The organism is Achromobacter insuavis (genome assembly GCF_902859645.1).
Taxonomy (GTDB): Bacteria; Pseudomonadota; Gammaproteobacteria; order Burkholderiales; family Burkholderiaceae_B; genus Achromobacter; species Achromobacter insuavis.
In genome coordinates this window covers 87,068-110,819 of sequence record NZ_CADIJR010000004.1, presented here as the reverse complement: position 1 = coordinate 110,819, position 23,752 = coordinate 87,068, and the positions used below count along the sequence as shown (strand labels likewise).

Annotated in this window: 23 protein-coding genes; 12 read left to right on the top strand and 11 right to left on the bottom strand. The window is 67.9% G+C overall.

Features of this window, described 5'->3' with window-relative positions; genetic code table 11:
- Positions 1 to 30: 30 nt before the first annotated feature.
- Positions 31 to 1,272: a YbdK family carboxylate-amine ligase gene (locus tag H0523_RS04375; protein ID WP_054429325.1), complete on the top strand. Its 1,242-nt coding sequence runs from the start codon at positions 31 to 33 to the stop codon at positions 1,270 to 1,272.
- A 75-nt stretch (positions 1,273 to 1,347) separates the two neighbouring features.
- On the opposite strand, the gene H0523_RS04370 is transcribed toward H0523_RS04375, so the two are convergent.
- Positions 1,348 to 2,280 (bottom strand): methyltransferase domain-containing protein, encoded by a 933-nt coding sequence (locus H0523_RS04370; protein WP_054429326.1) that lies wholly within the window; start codon positions 2,278 to 2,280, stop codon positions 1,348 to 1,350.
- 89 nt (positions 2,281 to 2,369) lie between these two features.
- Between H0523_RS04370 and H0523_RS04365 the strand changes: the two genes are divergently transcribed.
- Both H0523_RS04365 and H0523_RS04360 read left to right on the top strand, forming a co-directional pair.
- Positions 2,370 to 3,080 carry a ComF family protein gene (locus H0523_RS04365; protein WP_353739111.1) on the top strand — a complete coding sequence of 237 codons (711 nt, stop codon included), beginning with the start codon at positions 2,370 to 2,372 and terminating at the stop codon, positions 3,078 to 3,080.
- 132 nt (positions 3,081 to 3,212) lie between these two features.
- Positions 3,213 to 3,683: a tRNA (cytidine(34)-2'-O)-methyltransferase gene (locus H0523_RS04360; protein ID WP_054429327.1), complete on the top strand. Its 471-nt coding sequence runs from the start codon at positions 3,213 to 3,215 to the stop codon at positions 3,681 to 3,683.
- 276 nt (positions 3,684 to 3,959) lie between these two features.
- Here H0523_RS04360 and H0523_RS04355 read toward each other — a convergent pair whose 3' ends face one another.
- The 5 genes from H0523_RS04355 to H0523_RS04335 form a co-directional block, all read right to left on the bottom strand.
- Positions 3,960 to 4,955: a Bug family tripartite tricarboxylate transporter substrate binding protein gene (locus H0523_RS04355; protein WP_054429328.1), complete on the bottom strand. Its 996-nt coding sequence runs from the start codon at positions 4,953 to 4,955 to the stop codon at positions 3,960 to 3,962.
- Positions 4,956 to 5,028: 73 nt separating this feature from the next.
- Positions 5,029 to 6,078: an NAD(P)H-dependent glycerol-3-phosphate dehydrogenase gene (locus H0523_RS04350; protein ID WP_054429329.1), complete on the bottom strand. Its 1,050-nt coding sequence runs from the start codon at positions 6,076 to 6,078 to the stop codon at positions 5,029 to 5,031.
- An 18-nt stretch (positions 6,079 to 6,096) separates the two neighbouring features.
- Positions 6,097 to 6,630: a protein-export chaperone SecB gene (secB, locus tag H0523_RS04345; protein ID WP_006391756.1), complete on the bottom strand. Its 534-nt coding sequence runs from the start codon at positions 6,628 to 6,630 to the stop codon at positions 6,097 to 6,099.
- Positions 6,631 to 6,666: 36 nt separating this feature from the next.
- Positions 6,667 to 6,924 (bottom strand): glutaredoxin 3, encoded by a 258-nt coding sequence (gene grxC / locus H0523_RS04340; RefSeq protein WP_006391755.1) that lies wholly within the window; start codon positions 6,922 to 6,924, stop codon positions 6,667 to 6,669.
- Positions 6,925 to 6,974: 50 nt separating this feature from the next.
- Positions 6,975 to 7,397, bottom strand: a complete 423-nt coding sequence (locus H0523_RS04335) for a rhodanese-like domain-containing protein (protein ID WP_006391754.1) — start codon at positions 7,395 to 7,397, stop codon at positions 6,975 to 6,977.
- Between the two features lie 161 nt (positions 7,398 to 7,558).
- Here H0523_RS04335 and gpmA point away from each other — a divergent pair, with 161 nt between their 5' ends.
- The 7 genes from gpmA to H0523_RS04300 all read left to right on the top strand — a co-directional run bounded on the left by gpmA (position 7,559) and on the right by H0523_RS04300 (position 15,714).
- Entirely contained in the window at positions 7,559 to 8,311 is a 753-nt protein-coding gene (gpmA, locus tag H0523_RS04330; protein WP_035359662.1) for a 2,3-diphosphoglycerate-dependent phosphoglycerate mutase, read from the top strand.
- A gap of 5 nt (positions 8,312 to 8,316) precedes the next feature.
- The gene (locus H0523_RS04325) at positions 8,317 to 9,918 is read left to right on the top strand and encodes a murein hydrolase activator EnvC family protein (protein ID WP_082404351.1); all 1,602 of its coding nucleotides are present in this window, start codon (positions 8,317 to 8,319) and stop codon (positions 9,916 to 9,918) included.
- 42 nt (positions 9,919 to 9,960) lie between these two features.
- A complete protein-coding gene (locus H0523_RS04320; RefSeq protein WP_054429330.1) occupies positions 9,961 to 11,406 on the top strand; it encodes a S41 family peptidase in 1,446 nt (481 codons plus the stop codon).
- Complete coding sequence (locus H0523_RS04315) at positions 11,403 to 12,158, top strand: HesA/MoeB/ThiF family protein (protein ID WP_054429331.1); 756 nt, start codon at positions 11,403 to 11,405, stop codon at positions 12,156 to 12,158. Before H0523_RS04320 ends, H0523_RS04315 begins: the two co-directional genes overlap by 4 nt.
- Positions 12,159 to 12,307: 149 nt before the next feature.
- A complete protein-coding gene (locus tag H0523_RS04310; RefSeq protein WP_082404352.1) occupies positions 12,308 to 13,486 on the top strand; it encodes a GGDEF domain-containing protein in 1,179 nt (392 codons plus the stop codon).
- Between the two features lie 99 nt (positions 13,487 to 13,585).
- Positions 13,586 to 14,305 (top strand): FadR/GntR family transcriptional regulator, encoded by a 720-nt coding sequence (locus tag H0523_RS04305; protein WP_054429333.1) that lies wholly within the window; start codon positions 13,586 to 13,588, stop codon positions 14,303 to 14,305.
- Positions 14,302 to 15,714: an FAD-binding oxidoreductase gene (locus H0523_RS04300; RefSeq protein WP_054429334.1), complete on the top strand. Its 1,413-nt coding sequence runs from the start codon at positions 14,302 to 14,304 to the stop codon at positions 15,712 to 15,714. The genes H0523_RS04305 and H0523_RS04300 overlap by 4 nt, the downstream gene beginning before the upstream one ends.
- A gap of 974 nt (positions 15,715 to 16,688) precedes the next feature.
- On the opposite strand, the gene thiC is transcribed toward H0523_RS04300, so the two are convergent.
- Complete coding sequence (thiC, locus tag H0523_RS04295; RefSeq protein WP_054429335.1) at positions 16,689 to 18,602, bottom strand: phosphomethylpyrimidine synthase ThiC; 1,914 nt, start codon at positions 18,600 to 18,602, stop codon at positions 16,689 to 16,691.
- Positions 18,603 to 18,972: 370 nt separating this feature from the next.
- Between thiC and H0523_RS04290 the strand changes: the two genes are divergently transcribed.
- Entirely contained in the window at positions 18,973 to 19,524 is a 552-nt protein-coding gene (locus tag H0523_RS04290; RefSeq protein ID WP_054429336.1) for a SecDF P1 head subdomain-containing protein, read from the top strand.
- 63 nt (positions 19,525 to 19,587) lie between these two features.
- Here the strand turns inward: H0523_RS04290 and H0523_RS04285 are convergent, their stop codons facing one another.
- Positions 19,588 to 20,037, bottom strand: a complete 450-nt coding sequence (locus H0523_RS04285; protein ID WP_050813108.1) for a helix-turn-helix domain-containing protein — start codon at positions 20,035 to 20,037, stop codon at positions 19,588 to 19,590.
- Between the two features lie 139 nt (positions 20,038 to 20,176).
- On the opposite strand from H0523_RS04285, the gene H0523_RS04280 reads away from it, so the two are divergent.
- On the top strand, positions 20,177 to 20,806 hold the full coding sequence (locus tag H0523_RS04280; RefSeq protein ID WP_231689814.1) for a winged helix-turn-helix domain-containing protein: 630 nt from the start codon (positions 20,177 to 20,179) through the stop codon (positions 20,804 to 20,806).
- A 145-nt stretch (positions 20,807 to 20,951) separates the two neighbouring features.
- On the opposite strand, the gene proB is transcribed toward H0523_RS04280, so the two are convergent.
- From proB to rpmA, 3 genes are all read right to left on the bottom strand, one after another.
- On the bottom strand, positions 20,952 to 22,088 hold the full coding sequence (proB, locus tag H0523_RS04275) for a glutamate 5-kinase (RefSeq protein WP_054429338.1): 1,137 nt from the start codon (positions 22,086 to 22,088) through the stop codon (positions 20,952 to 20,954).
- A gap of 57 nt (positions 22,089 to 22,145) precedes the next feature.
- Entirely contained in the window at positions 22,146 to 23,282 is a 1,137-nt protein-coding gene (obgE, locus tag H0523_RS04270; protein ID WP_054429339.1) for a GTPase ObgE, read from the bottom strand.
- Between the two features lie 177 nt (positions 23,283 to 23,459).
- The gene (gene rpmA, locus H0523_RS04265) at positions 23,460 to 23,720 is read right to left on the bottom strand and encodes a 50S ribosomal protein L27 (RefSeq protein WP_006216229.1); all 261 of its coding nucleotides are present in this window, start codon (positions 23,718 to 23,720) and stop codon (positions 23,460 to 23,462) included.
- Between the last annotated feature and the right edge of the window lie 32 nt (positions 23,721 to 23,752).

The following is a 23,752-nucleotide window of genomic DNA, read 5'->3' as shown; positions in this document are numbered from 1 at the left end:
CCCCTCATCAAACATCCGAAGGAGTCCGAGATGGAACAGATCCCGTTCATTTCGTCGGCCCCCAACACCCTGGGCATCGAACTCGAGCTGCAACTGATCGACCCCCGCAGTTTCGACCTGACCGCAGCCTCTGACGAGCTGCTGGCCCAAATGGCCAACCACCCCATCGCCGATCGCGTGAAACCGGAAATCACGCGCTCCATGATCGAACTGAATTCCTCGGTGCACGAGCACCCCATGGGCCTGCTGGCGGAAATGCGCGAAATGCGCGATGCCCTGGTCGAAGCGGCCGACGCCGTGGGCGTTTCGGTGGCCGGCGGCGGCGCTCACCCATTCATGCGCTGGCAGGAACGCTCCATCTCGGATACCCCGCGCTTCCAGTACCTGGCCGAAATGTATGGTTACCTGGCGCGTCAATTCACGGTGTTCGGCCAGCACATCCACCTGGGCGTGAAAAGCGGCGACGAAGCCATCAAGCTGCTGCGCCGGCTGTCGCCCTATGTGCCGCACTTTATCGCGCTGTCGGCCTCGTCGCCGTACTGCGAGGGCGTCGATACCCTGTTCTCGTGTTCGCGTCTGAACGCGGTCAACAGCTTCCCGCTGGCCGGCCACATGCCGCCCGAGGTCAAGGACTGGTACCAGTTCGAGGCCCACATTGCGCAACTGCGCGCCTATGGCCTGGCCGAGAGCATCAAGGACCTGTACTGGGACATCCGCCCCAAGCCCGAATTCGGCACGGTGGAAATCCGCGTCTGCGATACGCCGCTGACCGTCGAGCGCGCCTGCCAGATGGCGGCCTTCGCCCAGGCGCTGGCGGTGCTGCTGATGCGGGAGGACGATCCCAGCGACAAGGCCTGGCTGTCCTACCGCAGCAACCACTTCCAGGCCTGCCGTTTCGGCCTGCAGGGCAGCTACGTGACGCCGGACGGCCAGCGCCTGCGCCTGATGGATCACCTGCGCGCGCTGTTCCAGCGGCTGATGCCGGTGGCCGAAGAGCTGGGGACCGGCGACATGATCGCGTCGCTGCGCGACGAGGCCATGCGCAGCGGCAATGATTCGCGCTGGCTGCGCAGCCAGTTCCATCGCCTGCGCGACCTGCCGCTGGTGGTGGAATCGATGTCGCAGGCCTGGCGCGGCGAGTCCGCCCAGGCCGCGCCGGCCGAGCCGACCGCGGTGTTGCGGCGGCGGATCCGCGCCACGTCCGAGCCGATGCAGCCCCTCTCGCCGGCGGAACCGGGCGTCACCGCGCCGCTGCCCGAACGCCTGCACTAGGCGCCAGGCCTTTCCGGGCCCATCCGCCCCGGCTGGCCGTCCCGTTTCGGGGGCGGCACGCCGGGGCGTCTTGTTTCAGGGCGTGCCGCGCTGGCGGCCGCCGATGGCGCTGACCGACAGCCGGGTCTCGCCGGCGGTGCCGCGGTGGGTGGCGGCGCGCCAGGCGTGGCCGTAGGCTACTTCGATGCTCAGGGCGATGACGCCGTCCGGGCGGCGCTGGGCCTCCAGCGCGGCGCACAGGCGCGCCCGCCAGTCGCGCCCGACCAGGCCGCCGCGGCGGCCGGCGGCGGGGTTGCCGCCCAGGGCGCGCACGTCCTGCAGCAGCTTTTCCGGGGTGCGGTAGGTCAGCGTCAGAATCTCCTGGTCCATGACCGGATCGGCGAAGCCGTTTTCCACCAGCAGGTCGCCGAAGTCATGCATGTCGACGAAGGCCGGGGTGGCGGTGCGCAGTCCGGCGTCGTCCAGCGCCTGGCGCAATTCGCGCAGCGTGGCCGGCCCCAGACAGGAAAACATCGCCAGCCCGCCGACCTTGAGGATGCGGCGCCATTCGGCCAGCACGGCATGCGGTTCGCGGTGCCAGTGCAGGGCCAGGTTGGACCACACCAGTTCCAGCGATTCCGGCGCCAGGCCGGTGGCGGCCAGGTCGGCGTTGACGAAGCCATTGGCCGGACCGCGCCGCGCCAGCTTGCCGATCCAGGCCGACAGGCCGGCCGGGGCGTGGCGCTTGCGGGCGATCTCCAGAAGCGGCTCGCAGTTGTCCAGGCCGGTGTAGGCGGCTTCGGCATAGCGTTCGCGCAGCAGCGCCAGGTTGTCGCCGGCGCCGCAGCCGGCGTCGAGCATGGCCTGGGGCTGCACGCGGATGTACTGCAGCCTGCCGAGCATGCGGCGGGCGACTTCGCCGTACAGGAACTGGGCGTCCGACAGGTCGCCACGGCGGGCGAATTGGCGCGGCACGTCGGCGGCGACGAGCGGGAGCGAGGGCGGGGTGGCGGGTGCGGGCAGGGACATTTCGGTCGCGCCCGGGGCGGCGCCGCGGGCGGATCATGATTTCATGGGGGATGGCTCACATTATTGCCCATCCCGGCCGCGGCGGCCGATTGTCCCTACAGGCCATGGGGCGGCGGTTGCTGGCCCGGGTGCCCTGCGACTGCCCGCTGTGCGGGGCGCGGGTCGGTGGCGCCCGCCTGTGCGAGGGCTGCGAAACCGACCTGGCCGAAGCGTCGCTGGCGCCGCGCTGTCCGCGGTGCGCCCAGCGGCTGGCGCCGGACGCGCTGCATTGTGCCGACTGCCTGGCGCGGCCGCCGGCTTTCACCGGCACGATCGCCGCCTTCGACTACGAGCCGCCCGCCGAGGTGTTGATCCGCCAGCTCAAGACCCAGCTGCGGCTCAGCGCGGCGCCGGTATTGGCGCGGCTGCTGGCGCATGCGGTGTGGTCCGAGCCGCCGCCGCACGCCTTGCTGCTGGCGCCGGTGCCGTCCAGCCGCGCGTCGCTGCGTCGGCGCGGCATGAATCCGGCGGCCGAGATCGCCCGCGGCCTGGCGGCGCTGCTGGGCTGGCCGCTGCTGCGCGGGGCCTTGCGGCGGCGGCGTGAAACGCCCCGGCAGACCGCCCTGGGGCGCCGCGCCAGGCTGAGCGGCGCCCGGGGCGTGTTCCATTGCCCGCGCGACCTTTCAGGCCGCCATGTCGGCTTGGTGGATGACGTCATGACCACGGGCAGTACCGCGGATGCGGCTGCTCGCGCGTTGCTGGCCGCGGGCGCGGCCAGCGTGACGGTGCTGGTCGCGGCGCGCACGCCGCGCACGGGCTGACGCCCGGCGCCGGCGCGGGGGCTGCGCGCCATGCGGCCTCGCGGGCCGGGGCGGCCGTCCAAATCGGCGACAATCGCTGCTGCGCGGCCAAGGCCGGCCGCCCGTCATTCAACGTCTTTGCATCCGTCCGCCATGTTCCACGTCATCCTCGTCTGCCCCGAGATTCCGCCCAACACGGGCAATGCGATCCGCCTGTGCGCCAATACCGGCGCGCAATTGCACCTGGTGCGCCCGCTTGGTTTCGAACTGGACGATGCGCGCATGCGGCGGGCGGGGCTGGACTATCACGAGTGGCAGCCGGTGCGCGTGCACGACACGCTGCAGGAGGCGCTGGCGGATACGGGGGCGGCGGCTTCCCACATCTATGCCTTGACCACGCAGGCGCAACGCAGCGTGGGGGATGTGCGGTTCGAGGAGGGGGATGTGTTCGTGTTCGGGCGGGAGAGCGCCGGGTTGTCGGCGGAGCACCATGCGATGTTCGCGCCGCAGCAGCGGTTGCGGTTGCCGATGCGGGCGGGGCAGCGGAGCTTGAATTTGTCCAATGCCGTGGCGGTTACGGTGTTTGAGGCTTGGCGGCAGTTGGGGTATGAGGGGGGGACTTAGGTTCTTTAGGCGCGAGTGACGGGGCAGGCGGGGGATGGCGGGGCTACGATTGCGGTCCGGAGCCTTCGCTCCGGACTTGCCTAGGCGGCCCCCCCCTTCGTCATCTTCGTCACAGCCTTCGGCTGTTCCTTCAGATTCCCTCGGGCGCATCTACACGCCCCGCCATCCCCCGCCTGCCCCGTCACTCGCTCGCGTCGTGACTTGACCGCGGGTGGTGGGGCGAGTTGTTTGCTTGGCGTTTTTGCCGGCAATCTTTGGGGGAGAGGGCTTGCGGGCTTAGTCCAGTGACAGGTTCAGCTTCTGGATGACTTGGTCCCAGCGGGCCTTTTCGTCCTGGATGCGGACGGTCAGGGCCTCGGGGGTGGAGGCGGCGGGGGTGAAGTATTGCAGGGCCATCTGCTTGCGGACCGCGTCGCTGTTGATGATGCGGTTCAGTTCGCTGTTCAGGCGCTCGATGATGGGCATCGGCGTTTCGGCGGGGACCAGGATGGCGTTCCAGGAGATGGCTTCGAAGTCGGGGTAGCCCTGCGAGGCCATGGTGGGGATGCCGGGCAGGGTGTCGCTGGGCTGCAGGCTGGTGACGGCGAGGATCTTGACCTTGCCGTCGCGGGTCTGGGGCACGGCAATGGCGGGGACCATGAAGCCGGCCTGGATGTCGCCGCCGATGATGGCGCTGATGACCTGCGGGAAGCCGGCGTAGGGGATGTGCGCCATGTCGATGCCGGCGCGTTCCTTGAACATTTCCATGGCCAGGTGGGCCGAGCTGCCGGGGCCGACGGAGCCGTAGTTCAGCGAGCTGCCGTGTTCCTTCACCATGCGGACGAAGTCCTGCACGGAATTGACGTTCTTCAGGTTGCCGGGCACGGTCAGCACATTGGGGCTGGTGCCGACCAGCGTCACGGGCGCCAGGTCCTGCAGCGGGTCGTAGCCCAGCGTCTTCTTGTAGAGCGTGGGCGCGGTGACCAGCGGGCCGTTGATCGTGTAGAGCAGGGTGTAGCCGTCGGGTTTGGCCTGGGCGACGATGCGGGTGCCGATGTTGCCGCCGGCGCCGGTCTTGTTGTCGATGACGATGGGTTGCCCCAGCGCCTGCGCCAGCGGTTCCGAGATGGTGCGCGCCAGGATGTCGGGCGATGAGCCGGGCGGGAACGGCACCACCATGTGGATGGGGCGGTCAGGCCAATCGGCGTGGGCGGCGGCGGGCAGGATGGCCGCCAGGCTCAGGCAGAGGCCGCGCAGCAGGGGGCCGACCCGGAACGTGCGGGTTTGCGTCATGAAGGATGTCTCCTGGGTGTCGTGCGTCGTGTTGTTATGAGGACGGGGATGGGGTCCGGGAGCGCGGGCGGTGTCAGCCCGCGTTGCCGTGTTCGTCGCGGGCGTCGCGCGCCAGCAGAGTGGATACGGCCGTCATGGGCGCGACGCCGTCGAACAGCACGGCGCATACGGCTTCGGTGATGGGCAGTTCGACGCCGATGGCGCGGGCGCGTTCCAGCGCGGCGCGCGCGCAGCGCACGCCTTCGGCGGTGATGCCGCTGGCCAGGATGTCGGCCAGCTTGCGGCCGGCGCCGATTTCCAGGCCGACGCGGCGGTTGCGCGACAGTTCGCCGGTGGCGGTCAGGACCAGGTCGCCCAGGCCGGTCAGGCCGGCGAAGGTCTCGGGCTGCGCGCCCAGCGCGACGCCGAAGCGCGTCATTTCAGCCAGGCCGCGGGTGATCAGCGCGGCGCGGGCGTTGGTGCCCAGCGCCAGGCCGTCGCCGATGCCGCAGGCCACGGCGATGACGTTCTTGAGGGCGCCGCCCATTTCCACGCCGACCAGGTCGCCGCTGGCGTAGACGCGCAGCGCGGCGCCGTGCAGGGCCTGGGTGGTGGCGGCGCGCAGGGCGGCGTTGTCGCTGGCGACGGTCAGCGCCACGGGCAGTCCCTGGGCGACTTCGCGAGCGAACGACGGACCCGACAGGACGCCGCCGACGGCGCCGGGCAGGGCCTCGCGCACGATTTCGTGGGGCAGCCTGGCCGTGTCGGCTTCAAAGCCCTTGCAGGTCCAGACGATGGGCGTGTCTTGCAGGCCCAGTGCGGGCAGGCGGCGCGCGAGTTCCGCGCAGGTGGCGGCCAGGCCGGCCACCGGGACGCCGAGGATGATCAGCCCCGCCGCGCCGTCCTGTTGCAGGCTGCGCAGCGTGGCGTCGAGATCAGGGGTAATCGTCAGTGCCTGGGGCAGGGCGATGCCAGGCAGGTAGCGCGCGTTTTCGTGGCGGGCGGCCATGTCGGCGGCCTGCGCCGGATCGCGCGCCCAGAGTACGGTGGGGTGGCGGCGGCTCGCGGCCGCCGCCAGCGCGGTGCCCCAGCTGCCCGCGCCCAGGACGGCGACGCGCAGGCTGGGCGGAGTGGGCTGGTTCATGGGGCGCCGCGGTCTGCCTTATTGGCGGGTGGCGCTGGCGGGCAGGATGATGCCCGAGTCGCTGCCATTGCCGTTGGCGTTGCTTTGCTGCTGTTGCAGTTCCGCCAGGCGCTGTTCGTACAGGGCCTGGAAGTTGACTTCGGTCAGGTGCAGCGGCGGCATCGAGGTGCGGGTGATCGCGTCGGCGATGTTGGCGCGCAGGTACGGGTACAGCATCGTCGGGCAGACAATGCCCAGCAGCGGATCGAGCTGCTCTTCGGGGATGTTGGCGGCTTCGAAGATGCCGGCCTGGGTGCCCTCGACCAGGTACACGACCTTGTCGTTGATGCGGGTGGTGACGGTGACGGTGACCGTGGTCTCGAACACGGTTTCGGCCAGGCGCTGGCCGCCCACGGTGATGCTCACTTCAACCTGGGGCGCTTCTTGCTCCAGGAAGACGTGGGGCGCGTTCGGCATTTCCAGCGAAAGGTCTTTCAGGTAGACGCGCTGCAGATTGAACGAGGGCGCGTCGTTGCCGCCTTCTTGCTGGGTGTTTTGGTCTTGATCAGCCATGAGTGTTTCCGTTGGTGGGAGGGGCAAAAAGGGGCGTTAGCCGTTGAGCAATGGGGTCAGGCCGCCCGAGCGGTCCAGCGCCATCAGGTCGTCGCAACCGCCGACGTGGGTATCGCCGATGAAGATCTGCGGTACCGTGCGCCGGCCGGTGCGTTCGATCATGCGATCGCGCTGGCCGGGCTCGCGGTCGATCTGGATGATCTCCAGGTCGGTCACGCCGCGCTGCTCCAGCAGCGCCTTGGCGCGGGCGCAGTAGGGACAATAGTCCTTGCTGTACATGACAACTTTATTCATAGGCGCTCCAGGCGGATTCTGTCGATAAGATGGGGGCGCGTCGCCCGCGTTCAACCCTTCTGGGTGACCGGCAGGCTGGCGGCCAGCCAGGCGCGCATGCCGCCATCGAGCGGCACCACGTCGGCGAAGCCCTGCGCGCGCAGCTTGGCGGCGGCGCGGGCGGAATCACGGCCATTGTCGCAAACCACGACCAGCGGCTTGTTCTTGGGCAGCGAGGCGGCCTTCTGTTCCAGATCGGCGGCCGGGACGCTGCGGGCCTGGGCGATGTGGCCGGCCTGGAACTGTTCGGCGGGGCGCACGTCGACCCACACGGCCTGGCGCTGGTTGACCATCTGGATGGCTTCCGTGGTGCTGACGGCCGAGCCGGTGCGGCCCTTGCGCAGGGCGGGAATGGCCAGCATGACGCCGGAAACGACGGTTACGGCGACAATGAAGATGTTGTTTTTATCGAGCAAGAATTGCAGAAGGTCCACGGGGCATCCTGAAGGGCGGCGTCTAGCCTGGTAAGGGCGAACCCTGAAGCGCCGCGCCGCCAAATTCACGGGTGCGCCGGGGCAAAATCAAGGGCAAAATCGCTCAATTATAAAATGAGCGCATTCCGCAACTTTAACCCGCGTTACAAGCGTGCCAAACCATGCATAAACTCGTTCTGATGCGCCACGGCGAAAGCCAGTGGAATCTGGAAAACCGTTTCACCGGCTGGACTGACGTCGACCTGACCGAAACCGGCCGTGAACAGGCCCGCAAGGCGGGCGAATTGCTCAAGAAAGAAGGCTACACCTTCGATCTGGCCTACTCGTCGGTGCTCAAGCGCGCCATCCGCACCCTGTGGATCGCCCTGGACGCCATGGATGCCATGTACACCCCGGTGGGCGTGAACTGGCGCCTGAACGAGCGCCACTATGGCGCCCTGCAGGGCCTGAACAAGGCCGAGACCGCCGCCAAGTACGGCGACGAGCAGGTGCTGGTCTGGCGCCGCGCCTACGCCATCGCGCCGGAACCCCTGGCGCTGGACGACGAGCGTCACCCGCGCTTCGACAGCCGCTACGCCAAGATCCCGGCCGACCAGCTGCCGGCCACCGAGTGCCTGAAGGACACCGTGGCGCGCGTGCTGCCGTTCTGGAACGAGTCCATCGCCCCGGCCATCCGCGCCGGCCGCAAGGTGCTGATCGCCGCCCACGGCAACAGCCTGCGCGCCCTCATCAAGCACCTGGACAACGTCTCGGACGACGACATCGTCAACCTGAACATCCCCACTGGCCAGCCGCTGGTGTATGAATTGGATGATGACCTGCGTCCGATCCGCCACTATTATCTCGGCGATGCCGCCGAGATCGAGGCGGCCATGGCCGCGGTCGCGGCCCAGGGCAAGGCTAAGAAGGACTGATATCCATGGTGCGCATGGCGGGGTGGTTGTTGGCGGTCATGCTGGCCGGCGGGGCGCTGCCGGCGGGCGCCGCGCCCAACGATCTCGCCGGCCGCCAGTCCGAAGCCGAGAAACAGCAGGCGCAGCTGCGCGACCGTATCGAGAATCTGCAAAAGGACATCGATACGCGCGAGGCCGCCCGCAAGGAAGCCGCCGACGCCTTGAAGCAGTCGGAATCGGCGATTTCCCGCATCAATCTGCGCCTGAAGGAACTGGCCGAGTCCAGCCGCCAGGCGACCACCGACCTGTCCGGCCTGGAAAAGCAGATCACGGCCCAGCAGGCCGTGCTGGTCAAGCGCCGGGTCGAGCTGGCCGACCAGCTGCGCACCCAGTACACCAGCGGCCTGTCGCCCTGGACCGCGCTGCTGTCCGGCGACGATCCCCAGGTGCTGGGCCGCAACCTGGGCTACCTCGATTACGTGTCCCAGGCCCGCGCCCGCGCCGTCGAGGCGCTGCGCGCCGACATCGACCGCCTGGCGGCCCTGCAGGGCCGCGCCGACGCCCGCCGCGCCGAGATCGAGAAGCTGGTGGCCGAAACCTCCGAGCAGAAGGCCGCCCTGGTCGCCCAGCAGAAAGAGCGCGGCACCCTGCTGGCGCAGCTGGAAGGCCAGATCGCCGCCCAGCGCGCCGAAGCCAACAAGCTGGGGCGTGACGACCAGCGCCTGTCGCGCCTGATCACCGACCTGGACGCGGCCATCGTCAAGCAGGCCGAAGAGGCCCGCAAGGCCGAGGAAGCGCGGCGTCGCGCCGAGGAAGCGCGCAAGGCCGAGGAAGCCCGGCGCGCCGAAGAGGCGCGCAAGAAGGCCGAAGCCGATCGCCGCGCCGAGGAAGCCCGCAAGAAAGCCGAGGCCGACCGCAAGGCGGCGGCCGACAAGGCCACGGCCGACAACGCCCGCCGCGACCGCAACGCGCGCGAGGCCCGCGAGGCCGCCGAGGCGCGCGAACAGGTCGAGGCCGCGTCGCGCCAAGGCCGCGGCCCGGTGGTCGTGGCCGATCCGGACGCCGCCGGCCTGCGCCCGGCCGACACCCGCCATCCGCGCCTGACCGGCCCGGCCGAGACGCCGCCCGCGACAAAACCCGCGGATCCCCCCAAAAAGACGGAACCTGTCGAGGAAGAAGCCGCTCCAACCCGTAGTGCGTCGACCCAGCAGACTCCGCGCGCCGCCCCGGTGGGCGGCGGCAACGGCCTGCGTCACGGCCTGGCCGCGCCGGTGCGGGGCCAGGTGCAGGGACGCTTCGGGGTCGACCGCCCGGATGGCGGCGTCTGGCGCGGCGTGGTGCTGCGCGCGGCCGAAGGCACGCCGGTGAAGGTGGTGGCCCCTGGCACGGTGGTCTATGCCGATTGGCTGAGGGGTTTTGGCAATCTCATCATTGTGGATCATGGCCAGCAATATTTGACCGTCTATGCTTACAACCAAAGTCTGCTCAAACGGGTGGGCGATTCCGTCGCGGCGGGAGATACTATTGCTACGGTAGGCGCAACCGGCGGCCAAGTGGAATCCGGCCTATACTTTGAAATTCGCCATCGCGGCGCTCCTGTGGATCCAGCCCAGTGGCTGGCCCAGTAAAGCCAAAAACCCTCAAGGGCGAAAACCATTCGGGAAGTGTGCATGAGCACTCGCAAGTTTCGCGGTTTCGGTCTGATTGCCATCGGTGCGGTGGCAGGTGTCTTGCTCAGCGTGGGCGTGACGGCTGTCGCCCAGCGCGGCAGCCCCTTGCCGCTGGATGAACTCAGGCAACTGAGCAACGTCTTCGCCGCCATCAAGAACAACTACGTCGAGTCGGTGGACGACAAGACGCTGATCGACAACGCCATCTCCGGCATGGTGTCGAACCTGGACCCGCACTCCGCCTACCTGGATGCCGACGCGTTCCGCGAAATGCAGACGGCCACGCAGGGTGAATTCGGCGGCCTGGGCATCGAAGTCGGCGCCGAAGACGGCTTCGTCAAGGTCATTTCGCCCATCGAAGACACCCCCGCCGCGCGCGCGGGCGTCATGGCCGGCGACCTCATCATCAAGATCGACGACACGCCCACCAAGGGCATGTCGCTGAACGACGCCGTCAAGCTCATGCGCGGCGCGCCCAAGTCGCCCATCACGCTGACCATCATGCGCGCCGACCGGCCGCAGCCGATCGTGCTCAAGATCGTGCGCGACATCATCAAGGTGCGCAGCGTGCGCAGCAAGATGCTGGACAACGGCGTGGCCTACGTGCGCATCGCCCAGTTCCAGGAAAAGACCGGCGTCGACCTGGCCAAGCAGCTCAAGGACCTGGGCGCCAAGGAAGCCCCCAAGGGCCTGGTGCTCGACCTGCGCAATGACCCGGGCGGCCTGCTGACCAGCGCCATCGGTGTGTCCGGCGCGTTCCTGCCGGCCGACGCCCTGGTGGTGTCGACCGACGGCCGCACCCCGGACGCCCGCCACAAGTACCTGGCGACCCCGTCGGAATACGCCCGCGGCGAAAGCAACTACCTGTCGGGCCTGCCGGCCTGGACCAAGACCGTGCCGATGGTGGTGCTGGTCAACGTCGGTTCGGCCTCGGCTTCCGAGATCGTGGCCGGCGCGCTGCAGGACCACAAGCGCGCCAAGGTGCTGGGCAACCGCACCTTCGGCAAGGGCTCGGTGCAGGTGATCCTGCCGCTGTCGGAAACCACCGCGGTCAAGCTCACCACCTCGCGTTACTTCACGCCCAGCGGCCGTTCGATCCAGGCCACCGGCATCGAGCCCGACTACGTCGTGGCCGACACCGCCGACGGCGACCTGTTCCGCCTGCCGCGCGAAGCCGACCTGCAGCGTCACCTGTCGAACCCGGGCACGGCCAACGAAGTGAAGTCCAACTCGGACCAGGACAACGTCGACGTGCCGACCAAGGTGTTCGAGTTCGGCGGCAAGGATGACTTCCAGCTGCAGCAGGCGATCAACCTGCTGGCCGGCAAGCCGGTGCAGAAGGGCTCGGCCCGCGCCCAGGCCAAGGCTGACGCCAAGCCCGGCGCCGGCAACGCCCAGCGCATGAAGATCACGCCGACCGGAGTCGAGCCCAGCAAGGACAAATGAACGACGAGCAACTACTGCGCTACGCCCGCCACATCCTGCTCGACGAGCTGGGTATCGAAGGGCAGGAAAGACTGCTGGCGGCGCGTGTGCTTATCGTAGGGGCGGGTGGACTGGGTTCGCCCGCCGCGCTCTACCTGGCCACCGCCGGCGTCGGCGACATCACGCTGGCCGATGACGACGTCGTCGAGCTCAGCAACCTGCAGCGCCAGATCCTCCACACCACCGCGAGCGTCGGCCGGCCCAAGGCCGAGTCCGGCCGCGATATGCTGGCCGCCTTCAATCCGCAGACCCGCGTGCATGCCCGCGTCGAGCGGTTGCAGGGCCAGGCCCTGTCGGACGCCGTGGCGCAGGCCGACCTGGTGCTGGACTGCACCGACAACTTCACTACCCGCCACGCCATCAACCGCGCCTGCGTGCAGCATCGCAAGCCGCTGGTGTCGGGCGCGGCCATCCGCTTCGACGGGCAGGTCAGCGTCTACGACCTGCGCGACCCCGAGGCGCCTTGTTATCACTGCCTGTTTCCCGAGGCCGACGACGTCGAAGAGGCCAATTGCGCCACCATGGGCGTGTTCGCCCCGGTGGTCGGCATCATCGGCAGCATGCAGGCGGCCGAAGCGCTCAAGCTGCTTTCCGGCGTGGGCGAGAGCCTGTCGGGGCGCCTGCTGTGGCTCGACGTGCGCACCATGCAGTGGCGCAGCGTCAACGTGCAGCGCGATCCCGAGTGCGCGGTTTGCGCGGCCCGAGGGCATTGATCCGTCCGCCCCGTGGATATTCTGTCCCCGTAAAATCTGCATGTCATGATCCGTGCGAACAATATTAAAGGTTTGAAATACCTGCTATAACGCCAGCCAGCCTTCCTCTCATGGCAGGCAGCTTTGGACGTATCGGAGTGGAAACAGGATTGAGCTTCAGCCTGCCGAAATGGCGGCTGACCCGATGGTTGACGGATTCCGGGCAGCACACGCCTGCGGACATCCGCGCCGCGCTGATTGCCAGTCTGTTCGGCACCCTGCCCATCTTCGCGGGCGGCGTCATCAATACCCTGATGATCTCGGGCGTGGTCGCCTGGCGCCGGCCCGAGCCGCTCTATATCTCCTGGCTGGCCCTGGAGATCGTGCTGGCGGTGGTGCGGGTCACCATCCTGCGCTCGGCCTTGCGCAACGCCGCCCGGGGCGGCAACACCCATACCGACATCTATATCGTGCTGGCGCTGCTGTGGGCGTTCAGCGTCGGCTACGGCGTCTTCGTCACCTTCCTCAACCATGACTGGCTGGCCGCCACGCTGGCCGGCGTGTCCTGCGGCGCCATGGCGGGCGGCATCTGCTTTCGCAACTACGGCGCGCCGCGGCTGGTGGCCGCGATGATCTTCCTGAGCCTGGGGCCGATGTGCCTGGGCGCGCTGTTCGCCGGCGAATACGTCACCGCCATCGTCTTCATCCAGATCCCGTTCTACCTGGTCAGCATGAGCATCGCCTCGCAGCGGCTGCGCCGCATCCTGGTGTCCACCATGCTGGCCGAGCGCGAGAACGAACGCCGCGCCAGCCTGGACGCGTTGACCGGCCTGGCCAACCGCGCCGGGCTGGAAGCGGCGCTCGAACGCATCTGCGCCAGCGCGCGCGGGCAGGACAGCGCCGCCGCGCTGTTCTACATGGACATGGATGATTTCAAGATCATCAACGACACCCACGGCCACGCCGCCGGTGACCATGTGCTGAAAACCATCGCCCAGCGCATGCGCGCCATGCTGCGGGTGGACGACGTCGCGGCCCGCATCGGCGGCGATGAATTCATCGTGCTGGCCACCGGCATCGACGCCACCGCCGCGCTGCGCCTGGGCAACCATCTGCTGCGCGATGCCATCCAGCCGATCACGCTGGCCGACGGCACGCGGGTCAGCGTGGGATTGTCGATCGGCATCTCGATCATTTCCGGCGCCGACCGCAAGGCGCAGTCGGTGCTGGATTCGGCCGACGCGGCGCTGTACCGCGCCAAGGCGCAGGGCGGCCGCCGCTGCGCGGTCGCCGGCGCGCCCGATCTGGACGAAGTCCGCGAGACCGGCGACGCCGCCGCGACGGCCTGAGGGCTGGCGCCTCAAGCCGCAAGCCCAAGGCACGACACATTCCCCGGTTTCTTCAAAGTTATCAGATAACCTGAAAAGTCTGCGCTATACTCGGCCGCTATGCTGACCAAGAGCCTCACCCTGACCGAACAGGTCGCCCGCCAGATCGCGGGCGACATCGCCCATGGCGTCTATCCCGTGGGCGCCAAGCTGCCGGCCGGCCGCGTGCTGGCGGAACAGTACGGCGTCAGCGCCGCGGTCATCCGCGAGGTCACCGAGCGCCTGCGCGCGCAGGGCCTGGTGCAGAGCCGCCAGGGATCGGGCAGCGTGGTGCTGGCGCGCACCGGCGCGCAGGGCTTCCAGGTGCCCGCCGACATCGCCGTCAGCCGCGAGCAGCTGGCCAGCGTCTACGAACTGCGCATGGAACTGGAAGGCGGCGCCGCCGCGCTGGCGGCCGAGCGTCGCAACGCCGCCGACCTGGAGGCCATGGCTAGCGCCCTGGCCGACCTGGAACATCACCAGCACCATCCCGAACACGGGGTCGAGCACGACATCGCCTTCCACCTGGCGATCGCGGCCGCGACCCACAATCCGTTCTACCAGGACCTGCTGCAGTACCTGAACCTGCAATTGCGCCTGGCTGTCAGCACCGCGCGCGCCAACAGCCGCCAGCTGGCCGGCATGACGGACGCCGTGCACCACGAACACGTCGCCGTGTTCGAGGCCATCCGCGACAGCGATGCGCCGCGCGCGCGGCTCATGGCCGAACGCCACCTGCGCCAGGCGGCCAGCCGCCTGCGCCTCGATTCCCTCTTTCCCGCCTCCAGGCAGACATCATGAGCCCAACCGACATCGCCCAGCGCCTGGTCCAGGCCCTCGGCCCCGACACCGTCTTCACCGCCAGCGAGGACATCGCGCCCTGGCTGTCCGACTGGCGCGGCCTGTACAACGGCCACGCGCAGGCGGTGGTCCGTCCTCGCACCACCGCCGACGTCGCCACCTGCCTGGCGCTCTGCAACGAGGCCGGCGTGCCGGTGGTGCCGCGCGGCGGCAACACCGGCCTGTGCGGCGGCGCCACGCCCGATGCCGCGCCCGTCAACGTCGTGCTGAGCCTGGACCGCATGAACGCGGTGCGCGCCATCGACACCGTCGCCAACACCATGGTCGCCGAAGCCGGCTGCATCCTCGGCAATCTGCGCCGCGCCGCGCAGGACGCCGGCCGCCTGCTGCCGTTGAGCCTGGCCGCCGAAGACTCCAGCCAGATCGGCGGCAACGTCGCCACCAACGCCGGCGGCGTCAACGTGGTGCGCTACGGCATGGCGCGCGAGCTGGTGCTGGGCCTGGAAGCGGTGCTGCCCAACGGCGAGATCTTCAACGGCCTGCGCACCCTGCGCAAGGACAACACCGGCTACGACCTCAAGCAGCTGCTGATCGGCTCCGAAGGCACGCTCGGCGTCATCACGGCCGTGGCGCTGCGCCTGTACCCGCGCACCGACGTGCGCTCGGTGGTGCTGGCCGCGGTCGAATCGCCGGCGCAGGCGCTGCAGCTGTTCGAGATCCTGTTCGAGCAATGCGGCGCGCGCCTGCAGGCCTTCGAGTATTTCTCCGGCGACTGCCTCGACCTGGTCCTGACGCACGCCGCCGGCGTGCAGGAGCCGTTCGATCAGCGCTACCCCGCCTATGTGCTGGTCGAGCTGGCCGACACCACCGACGAAGCGGCCCTGACCGCGCTGCTGGAAAACGTGATCGGCACCGCGCTCGAACGCGGCCTGTGCCTGGACGCGGCCGTGTCCGCGTCGCTGGCGCAGCTGCAGGCGCTATGGAAGCTGCGCGAGGAAATCTCCGAAGCGCAACGCGCCGACGGCCCGCACCTGAAGCACGATGTGTCGCTGCCGATCGAGAGCATTCCCGATTTCATGGTGTCGGCCGAAGCCCGCGTGCGCGCGCTGTACCCGGACATCCGCCCCTTCATCTTCGGCCATTTCGGCGACGGCAACCTGCACTACAACCTGTCGCGCCCGGCGGGCGCGGATCGCGGCTGGGTGGCCGAACACGGCGCCGCCATCACCGACGCGGTCCTGGACGAGGTCAACCGCTACGGCGGCAGCATCAGCGCGGAGCACGGGATCGGGCAGCTCAAGCGGGAGCATTTCCTGCATAGCAAGGATGCGGTGGAGTTGCGGTTGATGCGGGAGATCAAGCGGGTTTTGGATCCTAAGGGGATTATGAATCCTGGAAAGTTGCTGTAAGAGGGGCTTGTTGGCGGGGGGGAAGGCGCTTCGTAGGTCGCCCCTCGTCCGGGCGGACCCGATGGCGGGCGCCCACGATTGCGGTCCGGAGCGTTCGCTCCGGACTTCCCCGTTGTCATCCTCGTCCGCCTTCGGCTCCCTTCGGATTCCCTCGGGCGCATCGAGGTTGCCCGCCATCGGGTCCGCCCGACCGAGGGGCTACGTGCGTCTTGGCTCGGTGCGCTGCTAGACCTGTGTGCAGGGCATGAAACCTGCAGGGCTGCCCATTGCGGCCGCGCGGGCGGCCGCAATGGGCGTTTGTGTCGCTGCAAGTGATTTGGGTGCGCTGCGCGATGGTGCAGAGTGGTTTTCTGGTGCGCCCATCTCCTTTGGGGGGCGGTGGTGGGCGGTGCGGTGGGTACTGGTTTGCGCGTGGCGAGCGCTTGCGCCGCCCCCAAACAGTCGTGGGGCTTGCGGTGTTTCTGTGGCGCGCGGCTTTTGGACTTCGGTTTTTCGACGGTCTTCCTTTTCTCTCTTTTCTCTCGCCATCGAGTTCGCTCTCTGCAAGCCAGGGATCCCGCGCGCTTAGCTATTCGCTTCTCCAAGCCTGATGCACGCAGATCATTGCCATCCATTCGTAGCGCCTTCGAGAAACGCGCAGCGCCACCCGGCACTCGTCGACCTCGCGTAAGCCAAAAAAAGGCCGCCCGCGCGGCCGGCTTTTGGCGGGCATGCCCAGCCCTTTTGAAAATACCCCGGCCCCCGCAAAAATGCCAAGTACGCAGATATCCCCGGCGACCGCCCACACCGACACCGCTCCGGGCGTCTCAAGAATCCAACCCTCGCAACCCAAGATCAGACCAACTCCGCAAAAAAACACCACGGATAACAAAAAAGGCCTGGAGCAACGCATCCAGGCCTTTCATATCGCCCCAAGTCCACCAAACCGCCGCCATCAGCGACCAGCCCGGCAAAGGCGAAATCCGTTCAGAAGATCACTGCCGGTGATAAACCTCGGCGCCCTTCTTCACGAACTCGATCGACTTCTCCTGCATGCCTTTTTGCAGGGCGTCTTTTTCGCTCACGCCCTGCGACGCCGCGTAGTCGCGCACATCCTGCGTGATCTTCATGCTGCAGAAATGCGGTCCGCACATCGAGCAGAAGTGCGCCACCTTCATCGAATCCTTCGGCAGCGTCTCGTCGTGGAACTCCTTGGCCGTGTCCGGATCCAGGCCCAGGTTGAACTGGTCGTCCCAGCGGAACTCGAAGCGCGCCTTCGACAGCGCGTTGTCGCGGATCGCCGCGCCCGGATGGCCCTTGGCCAGGTCCGCCGCGTGCGCCGCGATCTTGTACGTGATGATGCCGTCCTTCACGTCCTTCTTGTTCGGCAGCCCCAGGTGCTCCTTGGGCGTCACGTAACAGAGCATCGCCGTGCCGTACCAGCCGATCAGCGCCGCGCCGATGCCCGAGGTGATGTGGTCGTAGCCCGGCGCGATGTCGGTCGTCAGGGGGCCCAGCGTGTAGAACGGCGCCTCGTGGCAGTGTTCCAGCTGCAGCTCCATGTTTTCCTTGATCATCTGCATCGGCACGTGGCCCGGGCCTTCGATCATCACCTGCACATCGTGCTTCCAGGCCACCTGCGTCAGCTCGCCCAGCGTCTTGAGCTCGGCGAACTGGGCTTCATCGTTGGCGTCATAGCCCGAGCCCGGGCGCAGGCCGTCGCCCAGCGAGAAGCTGACGTCGTAGGCCTTCATGATTTCGCAGATTTCCTCGAAGCGCTCGTACAGGAAGCTCTCCTTGTGGTGCGCCAGACACCACTTGGCCATGATCGAGCCGCCGCGCGAGACGATGCCCGTCATGCGGTCCGCCGTCATCGGAATGAACGGCAGGCGCACGCCGGCGTGGATCGTGAAGTAGTCCACGCCCTGTTCGGCCTGCTCGATCAGCGTGTCGCGGAAGATCTCCCAGGTCAGTTCCTCGGCCTTGCCGTCGACCTTCTCCAACGCCTGGTAGATCGGCACCGTGCCGATCGGCACCGGCGAATTGCGGATGATCCATTCACGCGTTTCGTGGATGTGCTTGCCCGTCGACAGATCCATGACCGTGTCGCCGCCCCAGCGGATCGCCCAGGTCATCTTCTCGACTTCCTCGCCGATGCCCGAACTGACGGCCGAGTTGCCGATGTTGGCGTTGATCTTGACCAGGAAATTGCGGCCGATCGCCATCGGCTCGACTTCCGGGTGGTTGATGTTGGCGGGGATGATGGCGCGGCCGCGCGCGATCTCGTCGCGCACGAACTCCGGCGTGATGGCGGCCGGGATGGCGGCGCCGAACGACTGGCCCGGGTGTTGGCGCAGCAGGCGCTTGACCATTTTCTCGCCGTCCGGACCGCTGTCGCGCAGCGTCTGCAGGTAGTGTTCGCGGCGCAGGCTTTCGCGGATCGCCACGTATTCCATTTCGGGCGTGATGATGCCGCGGCGCGCGTAGTGCATCTGCGAGACGTTGGCGCCGGCCACGGCGCGGCGCGGCGGGCGCTGCAGGTCGAAGCGCATGGCCGTCAGCTTGGGATCGGTCAGGCGTTCCTTGCCGTAGTCGCTGGTCGGGCCGGACAGCACTTCCGTGTCGCCGCGCTCGTCGATCCAGGCGCGGCGCACTTCCGGCAGGCCGCGGCGGATGTCGATCTTGGCATCGGGGTCGGTGTAGGGGCCGCTGCAATCGTAGACGGTCAGCGGCGGGTTCTTTTCGCCACCGAACATGGTGGGCGTGTCGTCCTGCTCGATCTCGCGGAACGGGACGCGGATGTCGGGACGGGAACCGACTTCGTAGACCCGGCGGGATTTGGGCAACGGGGCGACCGCGGCCGCGTCGACTTCGGCGGTGGCGGCCAGGAATTTGGGATTGGCGTTCATGGAAAGCTCCAAGCGAATGGTTTGGAGCCGATCGGGAATGGACTCCCGCCATGCAGGCATGGCGGGAATACGGCTCCCAGCATCGGCATTATCCGTACTGGTACGAAGGGACTCTCTCAACACGTCGGGCCGGTTCGGCGCGACGAGTACCCCTGCGCGAAAGCGAAGTATAGAGCCTGCCCGGTCCCCGCGCGAATGACGGTCGATGCTGCGCTGCGGCAGCGCGATCCTCGATGGATTGCCGATGCTGGTAGTACCGCTTTACATTTGGAATCAGTCTGCGGAGACAGTGCCATATAGGTTCTGTACACTTTTTCGGTCAGCCGGGGGTCAGCCCTCCGGCCTCAGTCCACTCAAGAAGGAAACGAGCATGCAACTTACCCTACGCAAACTGGCACCCGCCCTGGTGGTCATGACCCTTGCGCTTGCGGGTTGCAAGACCGCCCCGACCAAATCCGGCGCCGCCGCCACGCCCGATGCGGCCGGCCAGCAGCAATCCTCCGGGCAGCAGCAGCCCGCCACCGCCTCGGTGGTCGAGTTCTACGTGGCCCAGACCCAGGCCGCCCCTGGCCTGGTCGAAGTCAGCCTGCCCGACGGCAAGCTCTACATGCAGCAGCAGCCCGTGCTGACGCGCGCCGACCTGACCGAAGCCGCCGCCCTGGTGGATCGCCAAGGCGCCAATTTCGTTGGTCTGCGTTTCTCGGAAGCCGGCACGCGCAAGCTGACCGAGATCAGCACCCAGAACGTCGGCAACATGCTGGCGCTGGTGATCGATCGTGAACTGATCGCCGCCCCGCGCATTGGCGAACCGCTGAACCGTGGCGTGCTGGCCTTCGGCGTGCCGTCGGCGCAAGCGGCCTCCGACATCGCCGCCAAGATCCGTGGCGAAAGCGCGCCGGCCCCGGCGCCCGCCAAGCCCTGATCTTTCCAGGCATGAAAAAACCCGGCGATGCCGGGTTTTTTTTGTCCTGCTTCCGCCCTTGTCTCAGCCCTTGCGGCCGCGCGGCTTGACGCCGCGACGCGCCGTCATGGCTTCAATGAAGGCCAGTGTCACCGCCTCCAGCGCCACCCGGTCCTCGGCCGTGAGCGTGTCGAGCATGGCGGGCGAGATCGTGGCGTAGGGCCATGGCGCCAACGGCCGCCCGCGTCGCGCAATGGCGCGGGGCAGGGGCTCCGAGACGCCGGTGGCCGGCAGCGTATCGCTCAGGTCGTAGCTTTCCATGGGCAGTTCCATGGGACCCTTGCCGGTCTCCAGCCATTCGAGTTCCACCTTCAACACCTGCGCCAGCTTGCGCAGGGAACGGCTCGAATGCCGCAGCCCGCTCTCATAGCTGCCGATCGCGCTCTGCGACAGGCGGGTCAGGCGCGCCAAGGTTTTCTGCGTGTGGCCACGCAAAAGACGGGCGTGCTTCAGTCGGTCTGAAAAAGTCTTCACGCGTCGATTGAAGCTTGCGCCGTAGGCACTTTGGTGGATATAAATATTACTTAAGTGATAAGTTCGAAGAGGCGCTCACATGCAGGAAAGAGGTTACGTCCTCGTCGTGCAACTTGGTGGAATGGCATGCAACAAGTTCGTGCATACCTTACGTCAATTTCAATGGGAGGTCGGTCTGTGCCGCTCGCCGGAGGGCCTGTTGGCGCGGCTGCGCAATGAACCCGCCGATGCCATCGTGTTGCGCGGCGCCACCGACGACCTGCCGCAACTGATTGCGGCGTTGCGTCGCGCCGCGCCGGGTTGCGCCGTGGTCTGGCAATCCCCCGAAGATTCCGCGCCGGCCCGCATCGCCGCGCTCGACGCGGGCGCTCATGTGTGCGTGCCGCTGCAGGCGAACATCCCCGAATGGGATGCCGTCCTGCGCAACCTGATTCGCTACCAGCATCCCGCGGCCGACGCCATGCCGCGCTGGCGCGTCGATGGCCGTGGCCGCATGCTGGCCGGGCCCGCCGGTGAACGGCTGCCCCTGACCAACACCGAACGCGCCTTTTTCGTCAGCTTGTTGAATGCGCCGCACCAGTGCCTGCCGCGCGAGGGCTTCTTCCCCGATGCCACGCGTGATTCGCTGGACGGCGCGCGGCGTGTCGATGTGCTGGTGTCGCGCCTGCGTTCCAAGGCGCGTCGGCTCAACATCGACCTGCCGGTGCTGGCCGTGCGCGGGTGGGGCTACATGCTGCTGCCGCAGGGCGTGCCGGCCGAACAGCAGTAACCTGGCCCGCCGCCGGCGCGGTCCGGCTGGCGCGGTGCGGACGGCCATTGCGATCACGTGCTCCCGGTCGCAAGCAGGCGCTGTCCCGACCACAAAAAAAGGCGCCCCTGAGGGCGCCTTCTTCATCGTCAACCGGCGGTGCCTGTCAGAGCACGACCAGGTTGTCGCGATGCATCAGTTCGGGGTCGGTCATGCTGCCGAGGATGCGCGCGATCTGCGATGACGGCTGGCGCAGGATGCGGCGCGTATCCACCGACGAATAATTGATCAGGCCGCGCGCGCATTCGCGGCCCTGGCCGTCGACGCAGGCGACCACGTCGCCGCGGCCGAATTCGCCTTCCACGTCCACCACGCCGATCGGCAGCAGGCTCTTGCCTTCACGCAGCAGCGCCTGCACGGCGCCGTCGTCCAGCACCACGCGGCCGCGCAGGCGCAGGTGGTCGGCCAGCCATTGCTTGCGCGCCGACCAGACGGGCAGTACGGCGCGCAACTCGCTGCCGATGCATTCGCCTTGCGCCAGGCGCGTCAGCACGTTGCGTTCGCGGCCCGAGGCGATCACGGTGTGCGCGCCGCTGTGCGCGGCGCGCTTGGCCGCCAGCACCTTGGTCAGCATGCCGCCGGTGCCGATGCCGCTGCCGGCGCCGCCTGCCATGGCTTCCAGCGCCGGATCGCCGGCCTGGGCGTGGGCCATGAACTTGGCGTCGGGATTCTTGCGGGGGTCGGAGTCGTACAGGCCGCGCTGGTCGGTCAGGATGATCAGCGTGTCGGCTTCGATCAGGTTGGTGACCAGCGCGCCCAGCGTGTCGTTGTCGCCCAGCCGGATCTCGTCGGTGACCACGGTGTCGTTTTCATTGACGATCGGCACCACGCCCAGGCGCAGCAGCGCGAACAGCGTGCTGCGCGCGTTCAGATAGCGGTGGCGGTCGGCCAGGTCTTCGTGGGTCAGCAGGATCTGCGCGGTGCGCAGGCCGTATTCGGCGAAGGCCGCTTCGTAGGCCTGGCACAGGCCCATCTGGCCCACCGCCGCCGCGGCCTGCAGTTCGTGCATCACCGACGGGCGCTTGCGCCAGCCCAGGCGGGCCATGCCTTCGGCGATGGCGCCGCTGGACACCAGCACCACCTGCTTGCCCTGCTTGTGCAGCGCGGCGATCTGGGCGGCCCAGTGCGCCACGGCGGCGCGATCCAGGCCTCGGCCTTCATTGGTGACCAGCGACGAGCCGACCTTGGCGACAAGGCGCTGGGCGTGGGTGACGACGGAAACGGCGGGTGATTCGGCAGACATGATGGCGGCGGGCTGCGGCGCGAAAAAGGCGTAATCGAATGAGATTGCGATTATGGCTTATTCGTCGCCACGCGGCGCGGCCGGCTTCTTGTCGGCGTCGGTGCGGGTGTCGTCGAAGCGCGGGTCTTCGGCGACGTAGGTGCCGTCGGCCTGGTCCTGCGCCAGCTGTTCCTTTTCGCGTTCCGCGTCGAGGTAGTCCTGCAGCGCGTAGATCAGGTCCTGGGTGCCTTCGCCGGACAGGCCGGAAATGCCGAACACCGGGCCCTTCCAGTCGTACAGCTCGATGAAGCGGCGCTTGGTGTCCTCGGGATCGGTCACCATGTCCAGCTTGTTCAGCACCAGCCAGCGCGGCTTGGCGGCCAGCTCGGGATCGTAGCGGCGCAGTTCCTCGACGATGGCGCGGGCATCGACCACGGCCTGCTCCACGGGATCCGCGTCGGGATCGGGGGTGGACACGTCGACCAGGTGCAGCAGCACGCGGGTGCGCGCCAGGTGGCGCAGGAACAGGTGGCCCAGGCCGGCGCCTTCGGAGGCGCCTTCGATCAGGCCGGGGATGTCGGCCACGACGAAGCTGCGCGACGGCGAGGTGCGCACCACGCCCAGGTTCGGGTGCAGCGTCGTGAACGGGTAGTCGGCGATCTTCGGCTTGGCGTTGGAGATGCGGGTGATCAGCGTGGACTTGCCGGCGTTGGGCAGGCCCAGCAGGCCGACGTCGGCCAGCACCTTCAGTTCCATGCGCAGGTAGCGGTGTTCGCCTTCCTTGCCGGGCGTCCACTGGCGCGGGGCGCGGTTGACGCTGGACTTGAAGTGCATGTTGCCCATGCCGCCCTGGCCGCCCGCGGCCAGCACGACTTTCTGCTCGTGGCGGTTCAGGTCGAACAGGACTTCGCCGGTGTCGGCGTCATGGATGATGGTGCCGACGGGCACGCGCAGCGTGATGTCCGGGGCGGCGGCGCCGTACTGGTCCGAGCCGCGGCCGTTTTCGCCGTTCTTGGCGCGGTGCAGGCGCGCGTAGCGGAAGTCGATCAGCGTGTTGATGTTGCGATCGGCCACCGCGAAGATGGTGCCGCCGCGTCCGCCGTCGCCGCCGTCCGGGCCGCCCTTGGGGATGAATTTTTCGCGGCGAAAGCTCGCCACGCCATTGCCGCCTTTGCCGGCGACGACTTCAATGGTGGCTTCGTCTACGAATTTCATGATGTCTGCGCGTGTATGAGATAGGGGGCTTCGCCGCAACGCGGCGAGGGTCACCGCGCATTTGCGGTGGCCGGAAGGAAAAAAAGCCCTGCCGCGTGCGACAGGGCTTTGCCGTTCTGGCCTGCGGCGGATCGCTGAGGCGACCGCGCCGCTGGCCGGATCGTGCTGCGTCGAGGATTACTCGGCGGCGACGATCGAAACGGTTTGCTTGTTCAACGCGCCCTTGAAGCCGAATTGAACCTTGCCGTCGATCAGCGCGAACAGGGTGTGGTCCTTGCCCATGCCGACGTTCACGCCAGCGTGGAAACGGGTACCGCGCTGACGCACGATGATCGAACCAGCGGGAATCAGTTCACCGCCGAAAGCCTTGACGCCCAGACGCTTCGATTCTGAGTCGCGTCCGTTTCGCGTAGAGCCGCCGCCCTTTTTCTGTGCCATGTTTAGCTCCTGCTAATGTGGTACCGAGTCGC